This is a genomic window from Pseudomonas sp. MWU12-3103b (assembly GCF_023100615.1).
In the GTDB taxonomy this organism is placed as follows: Bacteria; Pseudomonadota; Gammaproteobacteria; order Pseudomonadales; family Pseudomonadaceae; genus Aquipseudomonas; species Aquipseudomonas putida_A.
In genome coordinates this window covers 412,078-435,759 of the sequence record NZ_JALMEY010000002.1, presented here as the reverse complement: position 1 = coordinate 435,759, position 23,682 = coordinate 412,078, and the positions used below count along the sequence as shown (strand labels likewise).

The following is a 23,682-nucleotide window of genomic DNA, read 5'->3' as shown; positions in this document are numbered from 1 at the left end:
AGCATAAGCATGAGCAATAAAGCAGTTATCGTTTTTAGTGGCGGACAGGACTCGACGACCTGTTTGATCCATGCACTGAGCCACTATGACGAAATTCATTGCATCACGTTTGACTATGGTCAGCGTCATCGCGCGGAAATCGAAGTCGCGCAGCAACTGGCCAAACAGCTCGGCGTGACCGTGCATAAAGTGATGGATGTATCTTTGCTGAATGAGCTGGCCATCAGCAGCCTGACTCGCGACAACATCCCGGTTCCGACGGTTAATAGTTCTGGCGAAAGTCTGCCAAGCACCTTTGTGCCGGGAAGAAACATCCTGTTTTTGACCCTCGCCTCTATTTACGCCTATCAGGTACAAGCCAGAACGGTCATCACCGGGGTTTGCGAAACGGACTTCTCGGGCTATCCGGATTGCCGGGACGAGTTCGTCAAGGCACTGAACAAAGCCCTTGAGCTGGGCATGGATTACCCATTGAAACTTGATACTCCGCTGATGTGGCTGAACAAGGCGGAAACCTGGGCATTGGCCGATCATTACCATCAGCTTGATTTGGTTCGCCACCAGACACTGACCTGCTACAACGGCATAACCGGTAGCGGATGTGCAAATTGCGACGCTTGCAATCTTCGCGCAAAAGGCCTCAATGAGTTTCTGGAAAACAAGGATGAGGTGATGAACAGCTTGGAAGTGAAGCTGAATCTGCAATAAAGCACCGAGCATATAAAAATGCGCTCACTCGAAAATGTCGAGTGAGCGCATTATTTAATCCATCAAGCCTGACTACCCGTCAGATACCTCTTGAACAATGACCTGGCACCGTATGCCGGCATGATATTGAAGAACGCAAAACCGACCTTTATCGCGATCTGGACGTAAATCATGCTGAGTATCGCGCTGTTCTCCATCGTCCCGTAAAAGGCGATGTAGCAGAAAAGAAAACTGTCGATTATCACCGCAAACAAAGTACTCAGAAACACCCGCAAGAAGAGAAATCGGGAGTTGGTCAGTTCTTTGATTTTGCACAACAGATAAGAGTTTATATTTTCCGACACCAGAAACGATACAGACGAAGCTATCAGCACCGACGACAACTGACTGATCACATCATTGTAAGGCCCGTCGAGTTTCCACCCGGGTAGCCCGGGAAGGTAGGTAGTCATGGCCAGCAAAATGATAATGGCCGCATTACTGATGAACGCGAAGAGTATCGCCTTGCGCGCCAACCGGAGGCCGAAGGTTTCATTCAGCAAGTCGACGATCAAAAACGTCAGCGGATACAGGAAAGTACCCGGCGTTACGACAATATCAAAATATTCCAGATAGATAGGCTTGGTCGCCGCAATGCTGGTAAAAATATAAAGCGTGAACAGCATCAGGTTCAGAATGATATAAATCATCCAGGAACTCTCGTGGCGATCATTTATTTCATAAGCGGTAAGCGACCCTCCCTGGGAGTAGAATTTCTTGTACAGATTCTTTACTTCTATCTTGTTCAGATTATCCATAATCTCACTATTCAACACTTCACTCAGCTTTATTTTAATTATCTTGCCTGTCGCAATGACCATGATCACCGCCAGGCTTTTTCCGTTTTCGAACCCCAACAACTTATACTTGGTGTTTTCCCTTTCAACGCTGCAATCCATTAAATCGTTCCTCGATTACATCCCCGATCACACAAACACTCTCCAGCGCAAGATCAACATCAGTCGTTATGAATAACCTTTTGCTGACTTTGTCATACACCAGTTTTTCCTTGTCGATACTTGCCGCGCCCTTCTGCACGATCAGCAGGTCGCCCGGTTCATTCATGCCACTGACTTCATTTTCCAGCAGGACGCCTATCAAATTGAAGGACGTTCCAAAATAGTAAGTCAGTGGAAAAATCGTCGCCAACTCGCCGATTCGCTTATCCAGATTCTGCAGAAGCAGACTTTCCTTGATGACAGGCACTGCCGCCGGGTTCATGTTGCCCTGCGGCGAGATGCTGCTGTCGATGATTTCCTTTTCTTCAAACGAGATCGTCTCTATCTCTTCGTAGGACACTCCGAAAAAGTCGGAAATCTTGCGCACAGTGGACTGCTGTACGTTGACCACTTTACCTTCAAGAATGTTGTAGATCGTGGTTCGGGTCAGTCCACTGGAATTACATAACGACAGCTGCGTTTCCCCACGACTCTTTATCAGGTACTTGATATTGTTCTTCAGATTCTCCGATCGTTCTCTTCTGTGCATGGAATGCTTACCGTCTTTTATAAAGGCAATTTGAAAATACCCCTCGAATCATCATTCAGGGACTCAACAGGTCCACTAGGAAATAGTTATACGGGTATTAGAGCCGCGGCAGATCATAGCATTCCCCCTCCCTGATTTCGGCATAAACATAGTGTCAACAACACCGCTGGTGTTAACCAGAAAGAACAATTCGAATTCTGTACTGACCCGTCAGTTCTGCTTATCGGCCAGCAGAATCTCGTGAATAGCGATCCTTCCCGCCTGCAGTTTTACACCCTGAGGCCCGGCGAAAAGAATCATTTTATTTGAACAATGTTCATTTTTCTGATTAATTTTCTGGTGTTCCGCCGTGAAAAACCTATGATGCGTCGGGCAACCGGGCTGTCGGCAGCGACCGCAGTCAGCAGAAAACGGGCCGTCGATACAGAGATTAGTTTGCGCGCACTGCCGCGAAAACAAGGAATCCGCTGTATCCGGTCGGGCAAGGGCAGAAACGCACGCACCCTCCGGTAAAACCAAGGAAGTCGCGCTCGTTCGCAGCGCGCTGCACACAGGGAAGGAATACAGACAATGGCAGTCCATACCGAACCGCTCATGAACCAGGCCGATCTGCTGCAACGGGGCCTGGCGGATCTGTGGGCGCAAGACGCCGAACTGGCAGGGATCCTCGACGCGGAAGTTGCCCGTCAGCACCAGGTGCTGTCGCTGGTCTCCTCCTCTTGCGCCGTCAGGCCCATGACCCTGGCCGCCTCCGCTTCGGCACTGGTCAATGTGACGGCCGAGGGGTTGCCCGGCAGACGTTACGGCGGCGGGTGCGAAAACGTCGATCTGGTCGAAGCGCTTGCCATCCGCAGAGCGCGGGAACTGTTCGATGCCCAGTACGCAAGCGTGCAATCGCATTCGGCATCAAACGCCAATTACCACGTGCTGACCGCCCTGCTCGAACCAGGCGATACCTTGCTGGGAATGGGCGTCAAATACGGCGGCCATCATACCCATGGCAGTTCCACCTCATTCGCCGGCATTTACTACAAGGCGATTCGGTACGGCACGACTTCAGCGGGGGTCATCGATTACGACCAGGTGCGCAAACTGGCGCTCGCCCATCGCCCACGCATCATCATGTGCGGCGCGACGGCGTACTCACGGGTCATCGATTTCCAACGATTTCGCGAGATTGCCGATGAAGCCGGCGCCATCCTGCTCGCCGATATTTCGCATATCGCCGGACTGGTTGCCACAGGGCGGCATCCCAGTCCGATCGACGTCGCACACGTCACCACCACCTGCACCCACAAACAACTCATGGGCCCGCGTGGCGGTCTGATCCTTTCGGGTCAAGCGGCGAACACCAAGGTGCCCGGCTTGAGGACGACATTCAGCCGCGCCCTCGACCAGGCCGTTTATCCGCGAATGCAGGGTGCGCCTGCCGTCAACATGATCGCTGCGAAGGCGGCGGCTCTGGCTTACGCAAAGTCCACGGAGTTCGACAGAAGCATGGGGCGGGTTCGTAGCACGGCTGACGAGTTCGCCAGCGCCTTTCAGGCTCACGACTACGAAGTCGTCGGCGGGGGCAGTGAAAACCATACGGTATTGATTCGGTTGCGTGGCGGCATCACCGGCGCCATTGCCGAGTCGGCGCTGGAGCGTTGCGCAATTATCGTGGACAAATATCGTGTACCGGGCGAGACACGCCCTTCACTCATTACCAGCGGTCTGCGCATCGGCACGGGCTCCATCGCGCAGCGCAGAATCGATCCGCGGGGATGTCGCCAGATCGTCGATCTGATCTGCCGGATCCTCGACAGTGTGAGACCGATCAGCGAGCAGGATTACCTGCTGGAACCGGCCTTGCGCGAGCAATTCCGGTTGCAGACCGAAGCGTTCTGCACAGCCCATCCCATCGCCGAATACGTCTGACGACCAATAAAAAACCCGGCACATTGGCCGGGTTTCTCACTTTCTGCGTCTGGCTTACTTCGCGGCAGAACCCGCCGCGTGCAGCGCCTGCTGCGCTCCACGCTTGTTCTTGATCACGTAGCAGACCCACATGAACACGACCCACACCGGAATCGCATACACCGAGATCTGGATGCCCGGGATCAGCAGCATCACGCCAAGGATGAACACCACGAACGCCAGGCAGATGTAGTTGCCGTACGGGTACCACAGCGCCTTGAACAGTGGTGTCTGCTGCGTCTTGTTCATGTGTTGACGGAACTTGAAGTGCGAGAAGCTGATCATCGCCCAGTTGATCACCAGCGTTGCAACCACCAGCGACATCAGCAGTTCCAGCGCCTGCTGCGGGATCAGATAGTTGAGCAACACCGCCACCAGCGTGACCGCTGCCGACGCCAGGATCGAACGCACCGGCACGCCGCGCTTGTCGATTTTCGCCAGACCTTTCGGCGCATCGCCCTGCTCGGCCATGCCCAGCAGCATGCGGCTGTTGCAGTAGGTGCCGCTGTTGTACACCGACAGCGCCGCGGTCAGCACCACGAAGTTGAGGATGTGCGCGGCGGTGTTGCTACCGAGCATCGAGAACACCTGCACGAACGGGCTGCCGCTGTACGAATCGCCGGACGCGTTGAGGGTTGCCAGCAGGCTGTCCCAAGGAGTCAGCGACAGCAGGATCACCAGCGCGCCGATGTAGAAAATCAGGATGCGGTAGATCACCTGGTTGATCGCTTTCGGGATCACGGTCTTCGGCTTGTCGGCTTCGGCTGCGGTGAAACCGAGCATTTCCAGGCCACCGAAGGAGAACATGATGATCGCCATGGCCATCACCAGACCGCTGACGCCGTTGGGGAAGAACCCGCCGTGCGACCACAGGTTGCTGACCGAGGCCTGCGGGCCGCCATGGCCGCTGACCAGCAGGTAGCTGCCCAGCGCAATCATGCCGACGATCGCCACGACTTTGATGATCGCGAACCAGAATTCGGCCTCCCCGAAGACTTTGACGTTGGCCAGGTTGATCGCGTTGATCAGCACGAAGAAGGCGGCGGCGGTGACCCAGGTCGGGATGTCCGGCGCCCAGTAATGGATGTATTTGCCGACTGCAGTCAGCTCCGACATGCCCACCAGAATGTACAGAATCCAGCAGTTCCAGCCCGACAGGAAACCGGCAAAACCGCCCCAGTACTTGTGCGCGAAATGACTGAAGGAACCGGCCACCGGCTCTTCGACGATCATCTCGCCGAGCTGGCGCATGATCATGAAGGCGATGAAGCCGCAGATGGCGTAGCCGAGGATCATCGACGGGCCGGCGGATTTCAGGACCCCGGCCGAGCCGAGGAACAATCCGGTACCGATCGCGCCACCGAGGGCGATCAGTTGAATATGGCGATTTTTCAGGCCGCGTTTCAGCTCGCCTGATTGCGAGGGTTGTCCACTCATGAAAAAGGTCTCACGCAAGGTTTGATGATGTTCAGTAGACGTTGCTGCAAGGTTGCGATTTCAGACAACCCCGATCAAACCCCAGCGCAAGCACCAGGAATTCAGCGTTTTTACAACGGTCATGCGTCACCTGTTTGTTTTTATCTGTGACGAAATCGAACCCGACACGCTTGTGACGTGGCGGAGTGAACAAGGCGGATAACCTTGAGGTTTGCGCGATTACGCAGAGGGTCACAGTTAAAACGCGGCGCATTGTACACCGCTAACCCCCTGCTGCCAGACCCCGCTGGATCAGCGTGGCGCTTGCCGGGATTGCGTGGGTCCGCCTCGAGACACTCGGGCGGCTGCAAAAATTGAGTCAGGCCTTTGCAGGCCATCGACGGGGACGAGGAAAAAAACGTCCCGCGCAGAGAAGTGGAGATCGATCACGGCGTTCATTGCGCCTCCTTCTTGTTATGCACCTGCACGACAGGCATGAGGCGCATCTCACCCTGCAAACAGCGCTGAAACAAGCGCGCCAGAGCCCTGCGCGACGCCTTTGCAGCCGGGCTTCGGCAGGTTTTCCTTACAGCCTCGGCAAGGGGGTAAATCCACTGGGCTTTACCGGGGTTTTCGTAAACTTTTCTTTACGACGCGTAACGCAGATTTTCCATTTCGGAAAATTCTGTAGGACGTCTGCAAATTGACGGTAGCAAGCTTGCTAACGAAAGTTGCCGCTTACTTTTTTGTTTTCAAATAAGAAAATCGCCGCTTGAAAACAGAATAAAAAGTTTATTTAAATTTTAAATAAATAATTTTTTGCATTACAAAACACCCTGAACTAGGTTCTTCACGTCTTGCCGGCCAACTCGACCGGCCAGTCATAACCGCGAAAGTCATCTAGGAGATCGACCATGCAAGCACTGGAAAAAGACCTGGACACCGAACTGCAACTGGACGAATGGTTCGAAGCACCGACCCATGAGGCGGCTGTGGAAATGATGCAAGCCGACGCGGTGGTTCCGTTCGGCACGGCGATGTGGCCTCTGTAAGACATCCCCGGGCAGGCACGATCCGGCCGGTCGTGCCTGCCGCTTTCTTCACGGTCAGTCAGGGAGGACTCATGGATAAGCCCCGCGCGATCTCGCATTTCCTTTACTACCTCGAACATCACCCTGCCCTTGCCGGTCTCGATTCGGCGAAGGTACTGCTCGGCCATACCGCCGATTACGAAGCCCTGACCGGCGCCATCGCCGAACAGGCCGGCGATCATCCCCGCTTCACGTTCAGTGCCCGTCGCCTGGACCTGGAAAGCACCGCAACGCTGACCGCGGCGATTGCCGACAGCGATCTGTACATTTTCTTCTACGACTCTTCCACCCTGCCCAACCCGCGCCCCGACGGCCCGGAGTTCGTTCGCGCCCTGCAGGGCGTGATGGCGGAAAACTGGAAGAAGTCGCTGCTGTTCAAGGATTACGGCGACTATTTCTACGACACTTTCAGCGTCACCCCGCAGCGCATCGCCGGGCTCAACAGCCACTTGATCCAGCGCATGTCCCAAGCGACGACGCTGAGCTTCAAGGACGACCACGGCTCCTGGTTTGAAACGCCGCTGAGCAGCATCAAGAAGTGGACCGACATCAACGGTGTCGGCAACTTCGACCTGGCCCCCGGCGAAATCGCCACCCACAGCGAAGCCATCAACGGCCATGTGAAATTCAAGGGCACGTTCCTCAGCACCATCCCGTTTGCACGCAAGTACGGCGTGCTGGAGTCGCCACTGGAACTGTGGATCGAGAACTCGACCATCAGCCGCATCGCCACCGATGTGCCGGGGCTGGAACACGATTTCAACAAATACCTGGACGCCAACCCGTCAAACCGACGCATCGAGGAATTGGGGATTGGTACCAATGAAGGGGTGAAAGATCTGTATGCGCGCAATGCCGGGTTCGAAGAGCGGCATTGTGGGTTGCATCTGGGACTGGGCGGTGGGGCCAAGGGCAGTCATCACCTGGACCTGATCTTCTCTGGCGGGGTGTTGGCGCTGGATGACAAGCCGGTGTTTGATGGGCGGTTTGTGTTCTAGCCTGATTTTTCTTTATTGAAGCCACTGGCCTCTTCGCGAGCAAGCCCGCTCCCACAGTAGGATTTGTGTTCGACGCTGATCCAATGTGGGAGCGGGCTTGCTCGCGAAGAGGCCGGCTCAGGCAACACAATACTTTCGCCAGACGAAAAAAAACGCCAACCCTGCGGTTGGCGTTTTTGCTTTAGCTCGAAGCTTGCCGCTCAAAGCTCACAGCTGCCTTATTCCGGCTTCTTGCGACCGAAGCCCGGACGCTGGCCGGAACCGGCCGGAGCACCACGACGCTTGCCCGACGGCTTGTCGCCGTCGACCAGTTTGATCCCCGGACGCTTCGGTGCAGGCTTGGCCGGACGCTTGTTGGTGGTGTCGGCAGGACGATCCGCTACCGGCGTACCACGACCGGCCGGAGCACGACCTTCGCCACGCTCGGTACGACCACGCGAAGCGCGCTCGCCATCCGGACGTGCAGCCGGCTTGCGACCCGGACGCTCGCCTTCGATCTGCGGCTCACGGCTCGGACGCGGACCGGTCGGCGCGCCAGCGGCAGGACGCAGGGTACGCACGCGCTCGGTCTTGGCCATCGGCCGCGACGATTTGCGCTGCATACGTTCCAGCTTGTCCTTGCTCTTGGCGTTGAGTTGCGGCATCGCTACTGGCGTCAGGCCGACTTCAGCACTCAGTACATCGACTTCGTACTGGCTCATTTCGCGCCAGCGGCCCATCGGCAGGTCAGAATTGAGGAACACCGGACCGAAACGCACGCGCTTCAGACGGCTGACCACCAGCCCTTGAGATTCCCACAGACGACGAACCTCACGGTTACGGCCTTCCATCACCACGCAGTGATACCAGTGGTTGAAGCCTTCGCCGCCCGGTGCCTGTTGAATGTCGGTGAAACGTGCCGGGCCGTCTTCCAGCACCACGCCCGCCTTCAGGCGCTCGATCATTTCGTCGTCGACTTCACCGCGGACGCGCACGGCGTACTCACGATCCATCTCGTAGGACGGGTGCATCAGACGGTTGGCCAGCTCACCGTCGGTGGTGAACATCAGCAGACCGGTGGTGTTGATGTCGAGACGACCGATGTTGATCCAGCGGCCTTCTTTCGGACGCGGCAGCTTGTCGAACACGGTCGGACGGCCTTCCGGGTCGTCACGGGTGCAGATTTCGCCATCGGGCTTGTTGTACATGATCACGCGGCGTACCGACTCGGCAGCCTCTTCGCGCTTGATCACCTTGCCATCGATGGTGATGGCGTCGTGCATGTCGACGCGCAGGCCGAGGGTGGCGTCTTTGCCATTGACCTTGATCCGGCCCTGGCTGATCCAGGCTTCGACGTCACGGCGCGACCCAACGCCGATACGGGCGAGGACTTTCTGCAGTTTTTCGCCTGCTGGGCCGATTTCCTGGTCGTCTTGCTGATTGATGTCACTCATCTGGGCACCTCCCGGTGTGGTCTGTTCAGGCGACGCCTGAAGCATTGAAATCTGGTTTTCGGGCGAAGGGATCGCCGAAGGGTCGCGAATCATACGCGGATGTGCGCCATCGCGCATCAGAGACTAGCTGATCGATCGCCAGTTATTTCTTTTTCCGCCGACCGGCGCCACCAAGTTTGATCAGGCGCAGCGCGGCTTCGGCCAGCACCGTGCGCTTGTCGTCCTTGTCGAGTTTCTTCCAGGCACGGATCTCGCGCTTGCTGCGGCCACAGCCGAGACAGATGTCGTCGCTGAACTTGCACAGGCTGATGCACGGGTCTTTGGTGGAACTCATTTGATATTCCTGGCTTACGCTGAGCCCTGTGGGAGCGAGCTTGCTCGCGAAGGCGGCATGTCAGACGCATCATCTTTGAATGACACTCCGCTTTCGCGAGCAAGCTCGCTCCCACAGGGGCCTCATTGCTCCTCGGTCAGTCCTCGAACTCGCGGCGTTCGGCTTCGATGGCTTCCGCCAGCGCACGGGCTTCGGCTTCTTCTTCGCTCAGCTCGGGTTCAGGTTCTGGCACCGGTTGTTCGAGGGCGGCGACGGCGGCCAGGAGTTTTTCCCGGGCCTCGGCAACGCCCAGCACGTCCTCTTCCGGTTCGGCTTCAGGCTCGGCCTCAAGTTCAACGTCAATCGCCGGTTCGACGGTCTCGGCTTCCGGCTCAGTCGTCGACGCTTCACCATCCGCAGCATCGCGCAACAGATCGTCGAAGTCGGTCTTGATCCCCTCCTCCATGCTGTCCAGCTCCAGCAACAGCGTGTGGAAACTGGTTTCTTCCTTCGGTTCTTCCGGCTCGGCGCTGGCGTCGGCCTGTTCCTGCAGACCCTGCGGTACCGGTGCGTCGTCAAAATCGAGGACCGGCTCGGTTTCCATCTCGCGCAGCTCAGCCAGCGGTGGCAGGTCTTCGAGGTTCTTCAGGTTGAAGTGATCGAGAAACGCCTTGGTAGTGGCGAACATCGCCGGTTTGCCCGGCACATCGCGGTAACCGACGATGCGGATCCACTCGCGCTCGATCAGCGTCTTGACGATGTTGGTATTGACCGCCACACCCCGCACGTCTTCAATCTCGCCGCGGGTGATCGGCTGGCGATAGGCAATCAGCGCCATGGTTTCCAGCAGTGCCCGGGAATAGCGCTGCGGACGTTCTTCCCACAAACGTCCGACCCACGGCGAAAACTTCTCGCGGATCTGCAGGCGGTAGCCGGAGGCGACTTCCTTGAGCTCGAACGCGCGGCCCTCGCAGGACTTGGCCAGCAGGCTCAGGGCTTTCTTGAAGACCGCAGGTTCCGGTCGTTCGCCTTCTTCGAACAGTTCGTAAAGGCGTTCAAGCGATTGCGGTTTTCCCGAGGCCAACAGAAAGGCTTCAAGCAGGGGCGCCAGCTCGCGGGGTTCAGTCAGGTTCATGTTTCGACTCGTTATTCGGCTCGGGCTCGCACGTGGATCGCGGCGAACGGCTCATTCTGCACCAGCTCGACCAAGGATTCCTTGACCAGTTCAAGGATCGCCATAAAGGTCACCACCACGCCGAGGCGACCTTCCTCGGCGGTGAACAGCTCGACGAACGGTACAAAACCGCCGCCCTTGAGCCGTTCCAGCACATCGCTCATGCGCTCGCGGGTCGACAGTGCCTCGCGACTGACCTGGTGGCTCTCGAACATGTCGCCCCGGCGCAGCACTTCGGCCATGGACATCAGAATCTCTTCCAGCGCGACATCCGGCAACAGCTTGCGCGCCCGGGCTTCCGGGGCGTCGAGCTTGGGCACGACCACATCGCGACCGACCCGGCTCAGGCCATCGATGCCTTCGGCGGCAGCCTTGAAGCGCTCGTATTCCTGCAGGCGACGGATCAGTTCGGCGCGCGGGTCATCCTCTTCGTCTTCGACGGTTTCGGCGCGCGGCAAGAGCATCCGTGATTTGATCTCGGCCAGCATCGCCGCCATCACCAGATACTCGGCGGCCAGCTCCAGACGCACCGACTGCATCAATTCGACATAGCCCATGTACTGGCGGGTGATTTCCGCCACCGGGATGTCGAGGATGTTGATGTTCTGTTTGCGGATCAGGTACAGCAGCAAGTCGAGCGGGCCTTCGAAGGCTTCGAGAAACACTTCCAGCGCATCCGGCGGGATGTACAGGTCCAGCGGCATTTCCGTGACCGCCTGGCCATAGACCATGGCAAACGGCAGTTCCTGCTGGGCGCCGGCCTGGGGATCGACAACGGTTTCCACTGCGGACATTCAGGCCTCGACCATGAACGGCGCGGGGTCGCCGCAACCGACGCGGATCACTTCCGGGTCGTCGCCGGTCAGGTCAATCACGGTGGACGCCTTGATCCCGCCAAAACCGCCGTCGATGATCAGGTCCACCTGGTGTTCGAGCAATTGGCGCATTTCGTACGGGTCGCTCAATGGATCTTCATCGCCGGGCATGATCAGGGTCACGCTCATCAGCGGCTCGCCGAGTTCGGCCAGCAACGCCAGGGCTATCGGATGGCTCGGCACCCGCAGGCCGATGGTGCGTTTTTTCGGATGCAGCAACAGGCGCGGCACTTCACGGGTGGCGTTGAGGATAAAAGTGTAAGGCCCCGGCAGATGCGCCTTGAGAATGCGGAAGGTGCCGGTGTCGATCTTGGCGTAGTTGCCCAGTTGCGACAGGTCGCTGCAGATCAGCGCGAAGTTGTGCTTCTCGTCGAGCTGACGCAGGCGTCGCACGCGCTCAATCGCGGTCTTGTCGCCGATCTGGCAACCGATGGCGTAGGAAGAGTCCGTGGGATAAATCACCACCCCGCCCTTGCGGATGATCTCGACTGCCTGTTTGATCAGGCGCGCTTGCGGGTTTTCCGGATGGATCTGGAAAAATTGACTCACGTTTTCTACCTGTTCAGACGGCGGCAATATCTGTGTCATGTTTGAACCGACACCACAGGGGTGGAAGGTCCTCGGGAACCGGCCGGTACTGGCCAATCTCGGACCAGCCTCCAGGGCCATGGAAATCACTGCCGGCGCTGACCAGCAGACCGAACTCGCGGGCAAGGATTGCCAGGCTGCCGACCTGTTCCGCGGGCTGATGGCCATTGACCACTTCGATTGCATGCCCGCCCGCTTGAATATAGTCGGCAATCAGCTTTCGGCGCTTGCTGCGGGTGAAATCGTAGTGCCATGGATGCGCCAGACTGACCCACGCTCCGGCGGCGCGCAGGGTGCCGACGGTGTCTTCCAGCGTCGGCCAGTGTTGCTTGACGTCACCCAGCTTGCCGGCGCCGAGCCATTTACGGAACGCCTCGGCGCGATCCTTTACAAAACCTTCACGCACCATCCAGTCGGCAAAATGCGGACGGGCCGGGGCGTTGCCGCTGTCGCCCAGCTCCTGCTGGATCTGCCGGGCACCGTCGAGGGCACCGGGCATACCTTTGAGGCCGAGCTTGCGGCTTATTTCTTCCGACCGCAGCCAGCGGCCATCGTGCAATCTGGCGATCGCCTCGACCAATGGCGCGGCGTTGACGTCGAAACCGTAGCCCAGTACATGGATGGTCGCGCCGCCCCAGGTGCAGGACAGTTCGACACCATTGACCAGTTGCATGCCCAGTTCTTCGGCGGCGCTGCGCGCTTCGGCGAGGCCTTCGAGGGTGTCATGATCGGTCAACGCCAGGACTCGCACGCCGTTTTCGAACGCACGCGCAACCAGAACCGCCGGCGCCAGGGCGCCATCGGAGGCCGTGCTGTGGCAGTGCAAATCAACATTCACGGGGAGTTGTAACCTCAAATCAGCTGGCGCTATCGCGCGCCCATATGTTTGTTATTATGCCGCCACATCCAGCTTCTGGCTCTCACTGTGAAACAATTCATCGATTTCATCCCGCTTCTGCTGTTCTTCATCGTTTACAAACTTGATCCACGGGTTGTCGATATCGCCGGCCACGAGGTCACTGTAGGCGGTATTTACAGCGCCACGGCGATGCTGATCATCAGCTCCCTGGTGGTCTACGGCGCGTTGTTCATCAAACAGCGCAAGCTGGAAAAGAGCCAATGGCTGACCCTGATCGCCTGCCTGGTGTTCGGCAGCCTGACCCTGGCCTTCCACAGCGAGACCTTCCTCAAATGGAAAGCCCCGGTGGTCAACTGGCTGTTCGCCCTGGCCTTCATCGGCAGCCACTTCATCGGTGACCGCCTGCTGATCAAACGCATCATGGGCCACGCGCTGACCCTGCCGGATCCGGTCTGGACCCGCCTGAACATCGCCTGGATCGCCTTTTTCCTGTTCTGCGGGGCTGCCAACCTGTTCGTGGCGTTCACCTTCCAGAGCATCTGGGTCGACTTCAAGGTGTTCGGCAGCCTGGGCATGACCGTGCTGTTCCTGGTCGGTCAGGGCATCTACCTGTCCCGCCATCTGCATGACGCCGATACCACAACGCCAAAAACCGAGGACTGACATGCTTTACGCAATCATTGCCACCGACGTCGCCAACTCGCTCGAAGCCCGCCTCGCCGCGCGCCCGGCCCACCTCGAACGCCTGCAAGTGCTCAAGGGCGAAGGCCGCATCGTACTGGCCGGCCCGCACCCGGCGGTCGACAGCAATGATCCGGGCGCTGCGGGTTTCACCGGCAGCCTGATCGTCGCCGAATTCGACTCCCTGAGCGCCGCCCAGGCCTGGGCCGACGCCGATCCGTACATCGCCGCCGGCGTGTACGCCAACGTGATCGTCAAGCCGTTCAAGCAAGTTTTGCCGTAACCAAGGAATGTGGAGGGGCTCTGTGGCGAGGGGATTTATCCCCGATGGTTGCGCAGCAACCCAAAGCCATCCAATGCGGTGTGCCTGACACACCGCATGCTCCCATTTCAGGTCTGCTTCGCAGCCCATCGGGGCGGTGCGACGTTTCGCTGAATCCCCTCACCACAACAGCTCTCTCGCCACACTCAACCCACTCCAAGCACTGAACCTTCCCGGTTCTAACCGCTCTCAATCGCTCATTATTCTCGTTTGCCTGCCGACAACCTGCCCAATATCCATTTGCAAGCAGGAATCGCAATGCGCAAAGGTCCGTTGTGTCTGATGTGGGTCACGTTGTCGATCATGGCGCCCGCCCATGGTGAGGAAACCACCGAAAGCGGCAGCTCCACGCCATTGTCGTTAAGTGCCGGCAGTCAGATTACCGAACTGCAGCAGCGCCTGAAGGCCAGCGAGCAGCAGCGGGAAGAACTGAGCAAACAACTGCAAAATGCCGATAACACCCGCGAAAGCGCCCAGCTTGCCCGGTTGCGTCAGGAGAACCAGCGCCTGAAGCTGCAACTCAAGGAAGCCCAGGCCAGTCCCTTGCCGCGTCTGTTGACCGAACAGCAGCAATGGTTCGTCACCGGCGCCGGGGTAGCGCTATTGGCGCTGCTGTGCGGTATCTTTGCCAGTGGAGCAAGCCGAAAACGTCGGCAATGGCTAAATTGAGTGAGTCATGAGCGAGCTGTTACTGATTGATGATGACCAGGAGTTGTGCGAACTCCTGAGTAGCTGGCTGAGCCAGGAAGGCTTCCAGGTACGCGCCTGCCACGATGGCCAGAGCGCGCGCAAAGCGTTGGCCGAATCCGCCCCGGCGGCGGTGGTGCTGGACGTGATGCTGCCCGACGGCAGCGGTCTGGAACTGCTCAAGCAATTGCGCAGCGAACACGCCGATTTGCCGGTGCTGATGCTCTCGGCCCGGGGCGAACCGCTGGATCGCATCCTCGGTCTGGAGCTGGGCGCCGACGATTACCTGGCCAAACCCTGCGATCCGCGTGAACTCACCGCGCGCCTGCGCGCCGTGCTGCGCCGCAGTCACCCGGCTGCCGTGTCGACCCAGCTCGAACTCGGCGACCTGAGCTTCAGCCCGGTGCGTGGCGTGGTCAGCATCGACGAGAAAGAACTGACTCTCACCGTTTCCGAAAGTCGTTTGCTCGAAGCCCTGCTCAAGCAGCCCGGCGAGCCGCTGGACAAACAGGAACTGGCGCAACTGGCCCTCGGCCGCAAACTGACCCTGTACGACCGCAGCCTCGACATGCACGTCAGCAACCTGCGCAAGAAGATCGGCCCCCACCCCGACGGTCGCCCGCGAATCGTCGCCCTGCGCAGCCGCGGTTACTACTACAGCCTGTAAATCGGGGAATACCTGCCTGAATGCTATATGTGGCGAGGGAGCTTGCTCCCTCGCCACAGGCGCAGTGCCAGTGATATTTGTCAGGCAGGGTACGAAGCGTCTTTACCCAAGCTTTACGCAGCGCTGACCGCCGCTGACCTTGATCTCCGTAATCTGAACTCATCCGGAACGTACCGGGAACGAGACAAGGAGATACACCATGCGCAAGACTCTTATCGCTCTGATGTTCGCTGCCGCTCTGCCAACCGTCGCCATGGCCATGCCACAGGATGGTGGCCCGATGGGTGGCCCGCTCGACGGCCCACGCCACGGCGGTCAGATGCACGGCGAGCACGGCAAAGGCCCGTACAGCCAACTCGACCTGTCCCGTGAACAACGTGATCAGATCCGCAAGATCATGGGCGAGCAGATGCATGAGCGTCGCCAGGTAGTCGAGAAGTACCTGGAAAAACTCTCGCCGACTGACCAGAAAGCCATGAAAGACGAGATGGCCGCCAACCACAAGAAAGCCGAAGCTGACGTACGCAACCTGCTGAAACCGGATCAACAGAAGAAATTCGACGAGATCCAGAAGAAACAGGCTGAACGCCGCGCCGAATGGGCCGAGTTCAAAGCGTGGAAAGCGCAACAACCGCAAAAAGCGCAATAATGCGATAACCTCGGATCCGACGGCTAAGCGCCGTCGGTTCTGTTGCCACTCAATCCAAATGTGGGAGCGGGCTTGCTCGCGAATGCGGTGTATCAGACAAAGTAATGTTGACTGACACACCGCATTCGCGAGCAAGCCCGTTCCCACATTGTTGAGTTTTTTGTTTGATTGAGGATTTTCTGTGCGTTCATTGTTCTGGCGTATTCTCGCGAGCTTCTGGCTGGCCATTGCTCTGGTGGCGGGGCTGTCGATTCTGCTCGGGCACATGCTCAACCAGGACGCGTGGATCCTCAGCCGCCATCCCGGCCTCAACACCCTGGCCGCCGAATGGACGCAAACCTACGAAGCCCAGGGCGAAGACGCCGCGCAGGACATCCTCGAACAGCGCAAACGCCAATATCACATCGATGTCCAGGTGCTGAACGAAAGCGGCGACCCGGTGGTGCGTGGCACCTTCCCGCGTCGCGCCGCCGCCTTCGAAGCCCGGCAGAACAACGATGACCGACGCCTGCCCTGGCGGCGCCTGACCGACGAATTCACCAGCGAAAAAACCGGCGACACCTACCTGTTCATCTTCCGCATCCCGCACCCGGAACTCGATGCCTGGCACCGCGAAAGCCTGCTCTGGCCGCTGAGTGCGCTGGGCATTGCGCTGGTGGTGCTGACCCTGTTCAGCCTGCTGGTGACCTTCTCCATCACCCGCCCGCTCAGTCGTTTACGCGGTGCGGTGCATGATCTGGGGCAGACCACCTATCAGCAGAACAGCCTGGCGAAACTGGCCAACCGTCGCGATGAATTCGGCGTGCTGGCCAACGACTTCAACCGCATGGGCGCGCGCCTGCAAAGCCTGATCGGCAGTCAGCGCCAGTTGCTGCGCGATGTGTCCCACGAACTGCGCTCACCTTTGGCGCGACTGCGGATTGCGCTGGCACTGGCGGAACGGGCCAACCCGGAAGAACGGGAAAAGCTCTGGCCACGCCTGACCCGCGAATGTGATCGGCTGGAAGCGCTGATCAGCGAGATTCTGGTGCTGGCACGGGTCGATGCCGACAACGCCAGTGCCGAAGCGGTAGACCTGAATGCGCTGCTCGGCACCTTGCAGAAAGACGCGCAACTTGGCTCGCCGGAGCAGACCGTGCGCCTGGATGCCGAACCACACCTGACACTGACCGGCTGGCCGACCATGATCGAGCGCGCCGTAGACAACCTGCTGCGCAACGCCCAACGCTTCAACCCGGTGGGGCAGGCAATCGAATTGCAGGCCACACGTCAGGGCGAACGAATTGTGGTGAGTGTGCGCGACCACGGGCCGGGTGTGCAGGCCGAGCATCTGAGCCAGTTGGGCGAACCGTTCTACCGGGCGCCGGGGCAGACGGCGGCCGGGCATGGTCTGGGCCTGGCGATTGCCAAGCGCGCGGCGGAGCGGCATGGCGGGAGTCTGCTGCTGGCCAATCATCCTGAGGGCGGGTTTGTCGCCAGCCTGGAATTGCCGTTGGTGCCAGGGGCAATTGTCCAGCCTTAAAAGCCCCTCACCCCAGCCCTCTCCCGGAGGGAGAGGGTTAGGGTGAGGGGCTTTTGATGTTCAGGCCTTGGAAGGCCAGGCGCTGACGAATTCGGTCAGATCAACCTTCTCCGCCACACGCGGTTCTTTCTGCGGCGTGCCGAGGTACAGAAAGGCAATCACTTGTTCGTCTTCAGCCAGGCCCAGCCCCTTGGCCACGTGCGCCGAATAAGCCAGATCACCGGTACGCCACACCGCACCAATCCCCTGCGCGTACGCCGCCAGCAGAATCCCGTGAGCCGCACACCCCGCCGCCAACAACTGCTCGGCCTTCGGATACTTGACGTGATCCTGCAGTTTCGCGATCACCACGACCACCAGCGGCGCCCGCAGCGGGCCGTTGCGCGCCTTGTCGATCATCGCTTCAGTGACTTCGCCTTCCTGCATCTGCGCCGCTTCGGCCAGCAACTCGCCCATTTGCTCACGTGCCGCGCCTTCGACGGTGAGGAAACGGTACGGCTGCAAGTGGCCGTGATCCGGTGCGCGCAGGGCTGCGCCAAACAGGGCTTCGCGCTGCTCGGCGGTAGGGGCCGGTTCGACCAGGCGTGGAACGGAAACACGGTTGAGCAAAGCGTCGAGAGCCTGCATCGGCCACCTCCTGAGAAAAATGTGCGGCTATTCTAGCGGTATCCGGCAACAGGGTGCCGGTTTACATGCCCTGCCCCACGGGTAGAATGGCGCCCTTCCTACATCAGCCCGAGCGGACTTCATGGCGTTGCCGACCTTACGGATCATTGGTTTCATCATCGGCATCTTCCTGATCACCCTGGCCATCGCCATGGTTGTGCCCATGGCCACTCTGGTGATTTTCGAGCGCACCGGCGATCTGCCGTCGTTCCTCTGGGCGAGCATGATCACTTTCCTCGCCGGCCTCGCGCTGGTGATCCCCGGCCGCCCCGAGCACATTCACCTGCGCCCGCGCGACATGTACCTGCTGACCGTCAGCAGCTGGCTGGTGGTGTGCATTTTCGCCGCGCTGCCGTTTTTGCTGACCCAGCACATCAGCTACACCGACTCGTTCTTCGAAAGCATGTCCGGCATCACCGCCACCGGCTCGACCGTGCTCAGCGGGCTCGACACCATGTCCCCCGGCATTCTGATGTGGCGCTCGCTGCTGCACTGGCTCGGCGGCATCGGCTTCATCGGCATGGCGGTGGCGATTCTGCCGTTGCTGCGCATCGGTGGCATGCGCCTGTTCCAGACCGAGTCATCCGACCGCTCGGAAAAGGTCATGCCGCGCTCGCACATGGTGGCGCGCCTGATTGTGGCGGCCTACGTCGGTATCACCATCCTCGGCAGCCTGGCGTTCTGGTGGGCCGGGATGAGCCCGTTCGATGCGATCAACCACGCGATGTCGGCGATTTCCACCGGCGGTTTCTCGACCTCCGACCAGTCCCTGGCGAAGTGGACGCAACCGGCGGTGCACTGGGTCGCGGTGGTCGTGATGATTCTCGGCAGCCTGCCGTTCACGCTGTACGTGGCGACCATGCGCGGCAACCGTCGTGCGCTGATCAAGGATCAGCAAGTGCAGGGTTTGCTCGGCATGTTGCTGGTGACCTGGCTGGTGCTCGGCACCTGGTATTGGTGGACCACCAAGCTGCACTGGCTGGAAGCGCTGCGGCACGTGGCGCTGAACGTAACGTCGGTGGTCACCACCACCGGTTTTGCCCTCGGCGACTACAGCCTGTGGGGCAATTTCTCGCTGATGCTGTTTTTCTATCTGGGCTTTGTCGGCGGCTGCTCCGGCTCGACGGCGGGCGGGATCAAGATCTTCCGTTTCCAGGTCGCCTACATCCTGCTCAAGGCCAACCTTAACCAGCTGATTCACCCGCGCGCGGTGATCAAGCAGAAGTACAACGGTCACCGTCTCGACGAAGAGATCGTGCGTTCGATCCTGACCTTTTCGTTCTTCTTCGCCATCACCATCTGCGTGATCGCCCTGCTGCTGTCGCTGCTCGGCGTCGACTGGATGACCGCGTTGACCGGCGCTGCCAGCACCGTGTCCGGCGTCGGCCCGGGCCTGGGCGAGACCATCGGCCCGGCGGGCAACTTTGCCACCTTGCCGGATGCCGCGAAGTGGATTCTGTCGTTCGGCATGCTGCTCGGCCGACTGGAGATCATTACGGTGTTTGTGCTGTGTATTCCAGCCTTTTGGCGTCACTGACCGGCGCCTGCAACAGCCGCGCCCGGTAATCGCCGGGCGTGGTGTCGAACCAGCGGCGAAACGCGCGGAAGAAGTTGCTCGGATCGGCAAACCCCAGCAGATAGGCAATCTCCAGCAAGGTCATGTTCGGCTGCGCCAGATACTGCTCGGCCAGTTCGCGGCGGGTGTCGTCGAGCAACTGCTGAAAACTGGTGCCCTCCTCCTGCAACCGGCGCTGCAAGGTGCGCTGCGACAGATGCAGGGTCTGCGCCACGGTATCGCGCTTGGGTTCGCCCTGCGGCAGTAAACGGCATAACACCTGGCGCGCCTTGTGGGTCACGCGGCTTTCAGAGAATCGCGCCAGGTATTCCCCGGCAAACCGGTCGTGCAGCAGCGCCATGGCTTCGTTGGCGGTGGGCAGCGGTGCTTCCATGTCGGCGCGTTCGAAAATCAGCGCATCGTACGGCGCGTTGAACATCAGCGGCGCGTGGAAGGCTTGTCGGTAGGGTTGCAGGTCTGCGGGTTCGTCACCCTGAAACAGCACTTTGACCGGGTGCAGGGTGCGTCCGGTCAACCAGCCGCACAGGCCAAGCGCACAGGCCAGCGAGGCTTCTGCGCTCTGCCGGGTTGGCGGCAGGTGATCGCCATGCACCGTCAGAATCAGCGCATAGCCTTCTTCGAGCAGACGAAAACTCAGGTCGGCGCTCTCGGCGATAATCCGCTGATAACGCACCAGGCGTTGAAAGCCTTCGGCCAGGGTGTTGCTCGACATCAAGGCATAGCCGGCAACGTGGAACGACGCCGGGCGTACCACCTTGCCCATGTTCAGGCCGATCGCCGGGTTGCCGGACAGCTCGACCGCCCGTTGCCAGAGGCGGGTCATGGAATCTTGCGGGAAGCGCGCATCCGGATCATCCAGGGCCGCGTAATCGAGCCCCAGTTGCTTGAACAGTACCCGGCAATCCAGGCCGTCCATCTCCAATGCTTTGACAATCCCCATCGCCCAGCTTGCAGAAGTCGTTCGTTCGCTCATGGCGTTATTCTTTTACATGATGGATCGCATGTTACGACCCGATTTGCGAAGGATACTAAAGTGGCGCCCATTGTCACTGGCTGATGCCAGTGTTCACTCTAGACTCAAATAAGCTACCCGCCGAACAACTTGCCGTCAGAACAATAACCACAGAGATCGCAGTCGTGGAAAACATCAAGCAATTCAACACTTTCGCCGAGTTCTACCCGTATTACCTCAGCGAACACGCCAACAGTACCTGCCGACGATTGCATTTCATCGGCACCACGCTGGTGATTTTCATTCTGGCCATGACCATCGCCAAAGGCGCTTGGCTGCTGTTGCTGGCCCTGCCGCTGGCCGGTTACAGCTTTGCCTGGGTCGGCCACTTCTTCTTTGAAAAGAACCGTCCGGCGACTTTCCAGCATCCGCTGTACAGCCTGCTCGGCGATTTCGTCATGTACCGCGACATGATCCTCGGCCGCGTGGCGTTCTGAACCCCGACACACCTGGAGGCTTGCCGATGAACGCCAATGCCCGCTTCACTCACATGCAGGACGGCACGCAGGAAGACTGGGCGATCATCGCCGCGGACTTCAGCGCCTACGCTCGGCAATTGCCGTCGCGGATCGTCGCGCACCTGAAGTTGCTGGAAGGTGACTTCGGCGGCTTCCCGGTGGATCGCCTGACCCATTCGCTGCAAACCGCGACCCGCGCCTATCGCGATGGTCGTGACGAGGAATACGTGGTCTGTGCGCTGCTGCATGATATTGGCGACACCCTCGGCTCCTACAACCACCCGGACATCGCGGCGGCGATTCTCAAACCGTTCGTCAGTGCCGAGAATCTGTGGATGGTCGAGAAGCACGGGATCTTTCAGGGTTATTACTTCTTCCATCACCTGGGCATGGATCGGCATCTGCGCGAGCAATTCGCCGCGCATCCGCAGTATCAGGCGACGGCGGAATTTTGCGCCAGGTACGATGCGGCGGCGTTCGACCCGGCCTATGAAACCCTGCCGCTGAGCTTCTTCGAGCCGATGATGGAGCGGTTGTTTGCCCAGCCGAAGCACTCGATCTACAAGGCGGCGATGGAAGAACACAGCCCGGCCTGAGAACACCACAGATCAATGTGGGAGGGGGCTTGCTCCCGAAGGCGGTGTGTCAGATAAACATGTACTTACTGATACACCGCATTCGGGAGCAAGCCCCCTCCCACAGGATATATCTGGGGTCTAGGCAATCTCGGCAACCTTGGCCGCCTTGAGCTGTGCCTCCCGCGCCTGCGCATCCGCCAGGCGATACAGCTCGATCGTGCCGTCCCAGTGCTCGATCAACGCCGTGCACGACTCCACCCAATCGCCGCAATTGAGGTAATCCACCTCGCCGACCTTGCGGATCTCGGCATGGTGAATGTGCCCGCAGACCACGCCGTGCAATTCGCGTTTCACGCATTCGTGGGCGATGGCTTCTTCGAAGTCGCTGATGAAGCTCACTGCCGTCTTCACCTTGTGTTTCAGGTACGCCGACAACGACCAGTAGCCGTAGCCATAACGCGCTCGCCAGTGATTGAGCCAGCGGTTGAGGGTCAGGGTGAATTCGTAGGCCGAGTCGCCGAGGAAGGCCAGCCAGCGGTGGTAGCGGGTGATCACGTCGAACTGGTCGCCATGGATCACCAGCAGGTGCCGGCCATCCGCCGTGACGTGAACGGCCTCGTCGACCAACTGGATGTTGCCGAGGATCAGCTTCGAATAACGGCGCAGGAATTCATCATGGTTGCCGGTGACGTAGATCACCTCGGTGCCGCGCTTGCTCATGGTCAGCAGGCGACGGATCACGTTGGTGTGCGCCTGCGGCCAGTACATGCCACCGCGCAGCTTCCAGCCGTCGATGATGTCACCGACCAGATAGATCTTGTCGGCGTGGTAGCCCTTGAGAAATTGCGACAAGTGCTCGGCCTGGCAATCCCGCGTGCCCAGGTGCACGTCGGAAATCCACAAGGTACGCACCCGTTGTTTGCGGCTGGGTCTGGCGAGCTCGGCGCTGGTCATGGGCAACCCTCTGCGATGTTTTCGCCACTGTGCACGTGCCGGGTGAATCGACCATGACAGACAGGCGTCAGTCGTGTGACAGCGCGCAAGCCCGTCGCCCCGGTGTAGACTGGCGCTCACTTCGGAGACTTCTTCCATGCGCCCGATCCTCACTCTGCGCCAATACACCCACGACCTGATCGTCCACAGCCACGACCACGCGCAACTGGTGTTCGGGCTGTCCGGCGCGCTGGATTTCGAAGTCGAGGGTCAGGGCAGCCAGGTGCGCCAGCAGAGTTTCGTGGTCGTCCCCGGCGGCGCGCATCACGCCTGCGGCAGCCCCAATGGCAGCCGTTGTCTGGTGCTGGACGTACCCGACGGGCAATGGCTGAACGATTCGCTGGGCGAGCACGCCGACGCCAGTCAGCGCTTGCTCGACCAGCCTGCGCGATTGTCGCTTGATGCCGGGCAAAGCCAATTGGTCAACTGGCTGGCGAACAGCCCGGTCACGGATCCGCTGATCGCGCAGCAAGGCGCGGTGTTGCTGCTGGCCAGCCTGAATCACGCCAGACCTGCCGAACATTCGGCGCGGCGCCTGCCCTACGCGGCGCTGGATGCGCACATCGAACAATACGCCGCCTACCCGCTGCAAGTGGCCGATCTGGCGCAGATCGCCGGCTTGTCCAGCGCCCGCCTGCACGCGCGGTTCATGGCGGAATGCGGGCAGACGCCGATGGACTACATTCGCAGCCGGCGCCTGCACAAGGCAGTCTGCCTGCTGCGCGACACGGCACTGCCGATCGGCGAGATCGCCAGTCGGGTCGGTTACAGCTCGCAGAGCGCGTTCGCGGCGGCGGTGCTGCGCGAGTTCGGCGCGTCACCGGGGCAGTTGCGCCGCGACTCCTGCGACAAAAAACGCTAGTTCGCCGACAGACTTCTGCGCCGCAACACGTTTCAATGGGCAACATTGAAACTGTGTTCGGATTAAGG

Annotated in this window: 26 protein-coding genes; 14 read left to right on the top strand and 12 right to left on the bottom strand. The window is 59.6% G+C overall.

The window, feature by feature from the left end; genetic code table 11:
* Window positions 1-9 precede the first annotated feature (9 nt).
* Complete coding sequence (gene queC, locus M0808_RS05735; RefSeq protein ID WP_247840254.1) at window positions 10-708, top strand: 7-cyano-7-deazaguanine synthase QueC; 699 nt, start codon at window positions 10-12, stop codon at window positions 706-708.
* Between the two features lie 62 nt (window positions 709-770).
* Here queC and M0808_RS05730 read toward each other — a convergent pair whose 3' ends face one another.
* Window positions 771-1,646, bottom strand: coding sequence for a queuosine precursor transporter (locus M0808_RS05730; RefSeq protein ID WP_139054133.1), 876 nt, complete (start codon window positions 1,644-1,646; stop codon window positions 771-773).
* A complete protein-coding gene (locus tag M0808_RS05725; RefSeq protein WP_247840252.1) occupies window positions 1,630-2,235 on the bottom strand; it encodes a helix-turn-helix transcriptional regulator in 606 nt (201 codons plus the stop codon). Before M0808_RS05725 ends, M0808_RS05730 begins: the two co-directional genes overlap by 17 nt.
* Before the next feature lie 570 nt (window positions 2,236-2,805).
* Between M0808_RS05725 and M0808_RS05720 the strand changes: the two genes are divergently transcribed.
* On the top strand, window positions 2,806-4,155 hold the full coding sequence (locus tag M0808_RS05720) for a serine hydroxymethyltransferase (RefSeq protein ID WP_098967790.1): 1,350 nt from the start codon (window positions 2,806-2,808) through the stop codon (window positions 4,153-4,155).
* 54 nt (window positions 4,156-4,209) lie between these two features.
* Here the strand turns inward: M0808_RS05720 and M0808_RS05715 are convergent, their stop codons facing one another.
* Window positions 4,210-5,631, bottom strand: coding sequence for an amino acid permease (locus tag M0808_RS05715; RefSeq protein ID WP_135295198.1), 1,422 nt, complete (start codon window positions 5,629-5,631; stop codon window positions 4,210-4,212).
* Window positions 5,632-6,524: 893 nt separating this feature from the next.
* On the opposite strand from M0808_RS05715, the gene M0808_RS05710 reads away from it, so the two are divergent.
* Both M0808_RS05710 and M0808_RS05705 read left to right on the top strand, forming a co-directional pair.
* Window positions 6,525-6,662 (top strand): hypothetical protein, encoded by a 138-nt coding sequence (locus M0808_RS05710; RefSeq protein WP_003222780.1) that lies wholly within the window; start codon window positions 6,525-6,527, stop codon window positions 6,660-6,662.
* A 71-nt stretch (window positions 6,663-6,733) separates the two neighbouring features.
* The gene (locus M0808_RS05705) at window positions 6,734-7,699 is read left to right on the top strand and encodes a hypothetical protein (RefSeq protein WP_041073062.1); all 966 of its coding nucleotides are present in this window, start codon (window positions 6,734-6,736) and stop codon (window positions 7,697-7,699) included.
* A gap of 218 nt (window positions 7,700-7,917) precedes the next feature.
* On the opposite strand, the gene rluB is transcribed toward M0808_RS05705, so the two are convergent.
* The 6 genes from rluB to M0808_RS05675 form a co-directional block, all read right to left on the bottom strand.
* Window positions 7,918-9,132: a 23S rRNA pseudouridine(2605) synthase RluB gene (gene rluB, locus M0808_RS05700; RefSeq protein ID WP_247840250.1), complete on the bottom strand. Its 1,215-nt coding sequence runs from the start codon at window positions 9,130-9,132 to the stop codon at window positions 7,918-7,920.
* A gap of 142 nt (window positions 9,133-9,274) precedes the next feature.
* Entirely contained in the window at window positions 9,275-9,466 is a 192-nt protein-coding gene (locus M0808_RS05695) for a DUF1289 domain-containing protein (RefSeq protein ID WP_047292462.1), read from the bottom strand.
* A gap of 136 nt (window positions 9,467-9,602) precedes the next feature.
* Entirely contained in the window at window positions 9,603-10,580 is a 978-nt protein-coding gene (gene scpB, locus M0808_RS05690; RefSeq protein WP_247840248.1) for an SMC-Scp complex subunit ScpB, read from the bottom strand.
* An 11-nt stretch (window positions 10,581-10,591) separates the two neighbouring features.
* The gene (locus M0808_RS05685; RefSeq protein ID WP_171061841.1) at window positions 10,592-11,290 is read right to left on the bottom strand and encodes a ScpA family protein; all 699 of its coding nucleotides are present in this window, start codon (window positions 11,288-11,290) and stop codon (window positions 10,592-10,594) included.
* 123 nt (window positions 11,291-11,413) lie between these two features.
* Window positions 11,414-12,043 (bottom strand): L-threonylcarbamoyladenylate synthase, encoded by a 630-nt coding sequence (locus tag M0808_RS05680; RefSeq protein WP_007966016.1) that lies wholly within the window; start codon window positions 12,041-12,043, stop codon window positions 11,414-11,416.
* Between the two features lie 13 nt (window positions 12,044-12,056).
* A complete protein-coding gene (locus M0808_RS05675; protein ID WP_027613974.1) occupies window positions 12,057-12,920 on the bottom strand; it encodes a PHP domain-containing protein in 864 nt (287 codons plus the stop codon).
* Window positions 12,921-13,007: 87 nt separating this feature from the next.
* Here M0808_RS05675 and M0808_RS05670 point away from each other — a divergent pair, with 87 nt between their 5' ends.
* From M0808_RS05670 to M0808_RS05645, 6 genes are all read left to right on the top strand, one after another.
* On the top strand, window positions 13,008-13,604 hold the full coding sequence (locus M0808_RS05670; protein ID WP_027613975.1) for a septation protein A: 597 nt from the start codon (window positions 13,008-13,010) through the stop codon (window positions 13,602-13,604).
* A 1-nt stretch (window position 13,605) separates the two neighbouring features.
* Window positions 13,606-13,905: a YciI family protein gene (locus M0808_RS05665; RefSeq protein WP_007966019.1), complete on the top strand. Its 300-nt coding sequence runs from the start codon at window positions 13,606-13,608 to the stop codon at window positions 13,903-13,905.
* A gap of 297 nt (window positions 13,906-14,202) precedes the next feature.
* Complete coding sequence (locus M0808_RS05660) at window positions 14,203-14,613, top strand: translation initiation factor 2 (protein WP_027613976.1); 411 nt, start codon at window positions 14,203-14,205, stop codon at window positions 14,611-14,613.
* A 7-nt stretch (window positions 14,614-14,620) separates the two neighbouring features.
* Window positions 14,621-15,298, top strand: a complete 678-nt coding sequence (locus M0808_RS05655) for a response regulator transcription factor (RefSeq protein WP_007966021.1) — start codon at window positions 14,621-14,623, stop codon at window positions 15,296-15,298.
* Between the two features lie 199 nt (window positions 15,299-15,497).
* Window positions 15,498-15,947: an LTXXQ domain protein gene (locus M0808_RS05650; protein WP_098967784.1), complete on the top strand. Its 450-nt coding sequence runs from the start codon at window positions 15,498-15,500 to the stop codon at window positions 15,945-15,947.
* A gap of 181 nt (window positions 15,948-16,128) precedes the next feature.
* Window positions 16,129-17,469 (top strand): HAMP domain-containing sensor histidine kinase, encoded by a 1,341-nt coding sequence (locus tag M0808_RS05645; protein ID WP_098967782.1) that lies wholly within the window; start codon window positions 16,129-16,131, stop codon window positions 17,467-17,469.
* Between the two features lie 60 nt (window positions 17,470-17,529).
* Here the strand turns inward: M0808_RS05645 and M0808_RS05640 are convergent, their stop codons facing one another.
* Window positions 17,530-18,096, bottom strand: coding sequence for a nitroreductase family protein (locus M0808_RS05640; protein WP_139054138.1), 567 nt, complete (start codon window positions 18,094-18,096; stop codon window positions 17,530-17,532).
* A gap of 121 nt (window positions 18,097-18,217) precedes the next feature.
* On the opposite strand from M0808_RS05640, the gene M0808_RS05635 reads away from it, so the two are divergent.
* Complete coding sequence (locus M0808_RS05635) at window positions 18,218-19,672, top strand: TrkH family potassium uptake protein (RefSeq protein WP_097090175.1); 1,455 nt, start codon at window positions 18,218-18,220, stop codon at window positions 19,670-19,672.
* On the opposite strand, the gene M0808_RS05630 is transcribed toward M0808_RS05635, so the two are convergent.
* A complete protein-coding gene (locus M0808_RS05630) occupies window positions 19,629-20,684 on the bottom strand; it encodes an AraC family transcriptional regulator (protein WP_209318229.1) in 1,056 nt (351 codons plus the stop codon). The two genes, M0808_RS05635 and M0808_RS05630, sit on opposite strands and share 44 nt — an antisense overlap.
* 164 nt (window positions 20,685-20,848) lie before the next feature.
* Between M0808_RS05630 and M0808_RS05625 the strand changes: the two genes are divergently transcribed.
* Together M0808_RS05625 and M0808_RS05620 are read left to right on the top strand one after the other, a co-directional pair.
* On the top strand, window positions 20,849-21,160 hold the full coding sequence (locus M0808_RS05625) for a DUF962 domain-containing protein (RefSeq protein WP_003222750.1): 312 nt from the start codon (window positions 20,849-20,851) through the stop codon (window positions 21,158-21,160).
* A gap of 26 nt (window positions 21,161-21,186) precedes the next feature.
* Window positions 21,187-21,777, top strand: a complete 591-nt coding sequence (locus M0808_RS05620) for an HD domain-containing protein (RefSeq protein ID WP_247840246.1) — start codon at window positions 21,187-21,189, stop codon at window positions 21,775-21,777.
* A gap of 120 nt (window positions 21,778-21,897) precedes the next feature.
* Here the strand turns inward: M0808_RS05620 and M0808_RS05615 are convergent, their stop codons facing one another.
* Window positions 21,898-22,713 (bottom strand): UDP-2,3-diacylglucosamine diphosphatase, encoded by an 816-nt coding sequence (locus tag M0808_RS05615; protein WP_041073087.1) that lies wholly within the window; start codon window positions 22,711-22,713, stop codon window positions 21,898-21,900.
* 136 nt (window positions 22,714-22,849) lie between these two features.
* Here M0808_RS05615 and M0808_RS05610 point away from each other — a divergent pair, with 136 nt between their 5' ends.
* Entirely contained in the window at window positions 22,850-23,614 is a 765-nt protein-coding gene (locus tag M0808_RS05610) for an AraC family transcriptional regulator (RefSeq protein ID WP_247840244.1), read from the top strand.
* The last annotated feature ends 68 nt before the right edge of the window (window positions 23,615-23,682 follow it).

What these genes read in the sequence shown, in the direction of transcription:
- M0808_RS05705 (WP_041073062.1), top strand. Translation starts at nt 6,734, where the DNA reads ATGGATAAGCCCCGCGCGATCTCGCATTTCCTTTACTACCTCGAACAT.
- M0808_RS05635 (WP_097090175.1), top strand. Translation starts at nt 18,218, where the DNA reads ATGGCGTTGCCGACCTTACGGATCATTGGTTTCATCATCGGCATCTTC.
- M0808_RS05640 (WP_139054138.1), bottom strand. Translation starts at nt 18,096, where the DNA reads ATGCAGGCTCTCGACGCTTTGCTCAACCGTGTTTCCGTTCCACGCCTG.
- M0808_RS05650 (WP_098967784.1), top strand. Translation starts at nt 15,498, where the DNA reads ATGCGCAAGACTCTTATCGCTCTGATGTTCGCTGCCGCTCTGCCAACC.
- M0808_RS05710 (WP_003222780.1), top strand. Translation starts at nt 6,525, where the DNA reads ATGCAAGCACTGGAAAAAGACCTGGACACCGAACTGCAACTGGACGAA.
- M0808_RS05695 (WP_047292462.1), bottom strand. Translation starts at nt 9,466, where the DNA reads ATGAGTTCCACCAAAGACCCGTGCATCAGCCTGTGCAAGTTCAGCGAC.
- M0808_RS05660 (WP_027613976.1), top strand. Translation starts at nt 14,203, where the DNA reads ATGCGCAAAGGTCCGTTGTGTCTGATGTGGGTCACGTTGTCGATCATG.
- scpB (WP_247840248.1), bottom strand. Translation starts at nt 10,580, where the DNA reads ATGAACCTGACTGAACCCCGCGAGCTGGCGCCCCTGCTTGAAGCCTTT.
- M0808_RS05615 (WP_041073087.1), bottom strand. Translation starts at nt 22,713, where the DNA reads ATGACCAGCGCCGAGCTCGCCAGACCCAGCCGCAAACAACGGGTGCGT.
- M0808_RS05610 (WP_247840244.1), top strand. Translation starts at nt 22,850, where the DNA reads ATGCGCCCGATCCTCACTCTGCGCCAATACACCCACGACCTGATCGTC.
- M0808_RS05715 (WP_135295198.1), bottom strand. Translation starts at nt 5,631, where the DNA reads ATGAGTGGACAACCCTCGCAATCAGGCGAGCTGAAACGCGGCCTGAAA.
- M0808_RS05655 (WP_007966021.1), top strand. Translation starts at nt 14,621, where the DNA reads ATGAGCGAGCTGTTACTGATTGATGATGACCAGGAGTTGTGCGAACTC.
- M0808_RS05620 (WP_247840246.1), top strand. Translation starts at nt 21,187, where the DNA reads ATGAACGCCAATGCCCGCTTCACTCACATGCAGGACGGCACGCAGGAA.
- M0808_RS05665 (WP_007966019.1), top strand. Translation starts at nt 13,606, where the DNA reads ATGCTTTACGCAATCATTGCCACCGACGTCGCCAACTCGCTCGAAGCC.
- M0808_RS05730 (WP_139054133.1), bottom strand. Translation starts at nt 1,646, where the DNA reads ATGGATTGCAGCGTTGAAAGGGAAAACACCAAGTATAAGTTGTTGGGG.
- M0808_RS05720 (WP_098967790.1), top strand. Translation starts at nt 2,806, where the DNA reads ATGGCAGTCCATACCGAACCGCTCATGAACCAGGCCGATCTGCTGCAA.
- queC (WP_247840254.1), top strand. Translation starts at nt 10, where the DNA reads ATGAGCAATAAAGCAGTTATCGTTTTTAGTGGCGGACAGGACTCGACG.
- rluB (WP_247840250.1), bottom strand. Translation starts at nt 9,132, where the DNA reads ATGAGTGACATCAATCAGCAAGACGACCAGGAAATCGGCCCAGCAGGC.
- M0808_RS05630 (WP_209318229.1), bottom strand. Translation starts at nt 20,684, where the DNA reads ATGAGCGAACGAACGACTTCTGCAAGCTGGGCGATGGGGATTGTCAAA.
- M0808_RS05725 (WP_247840252.1), bottom strand. Translation starts at nt 2,235, where the DNA reads ATGCACAGAAGAGAACGATCGGAGAATCTGAAGAACAATATCAAGTAC.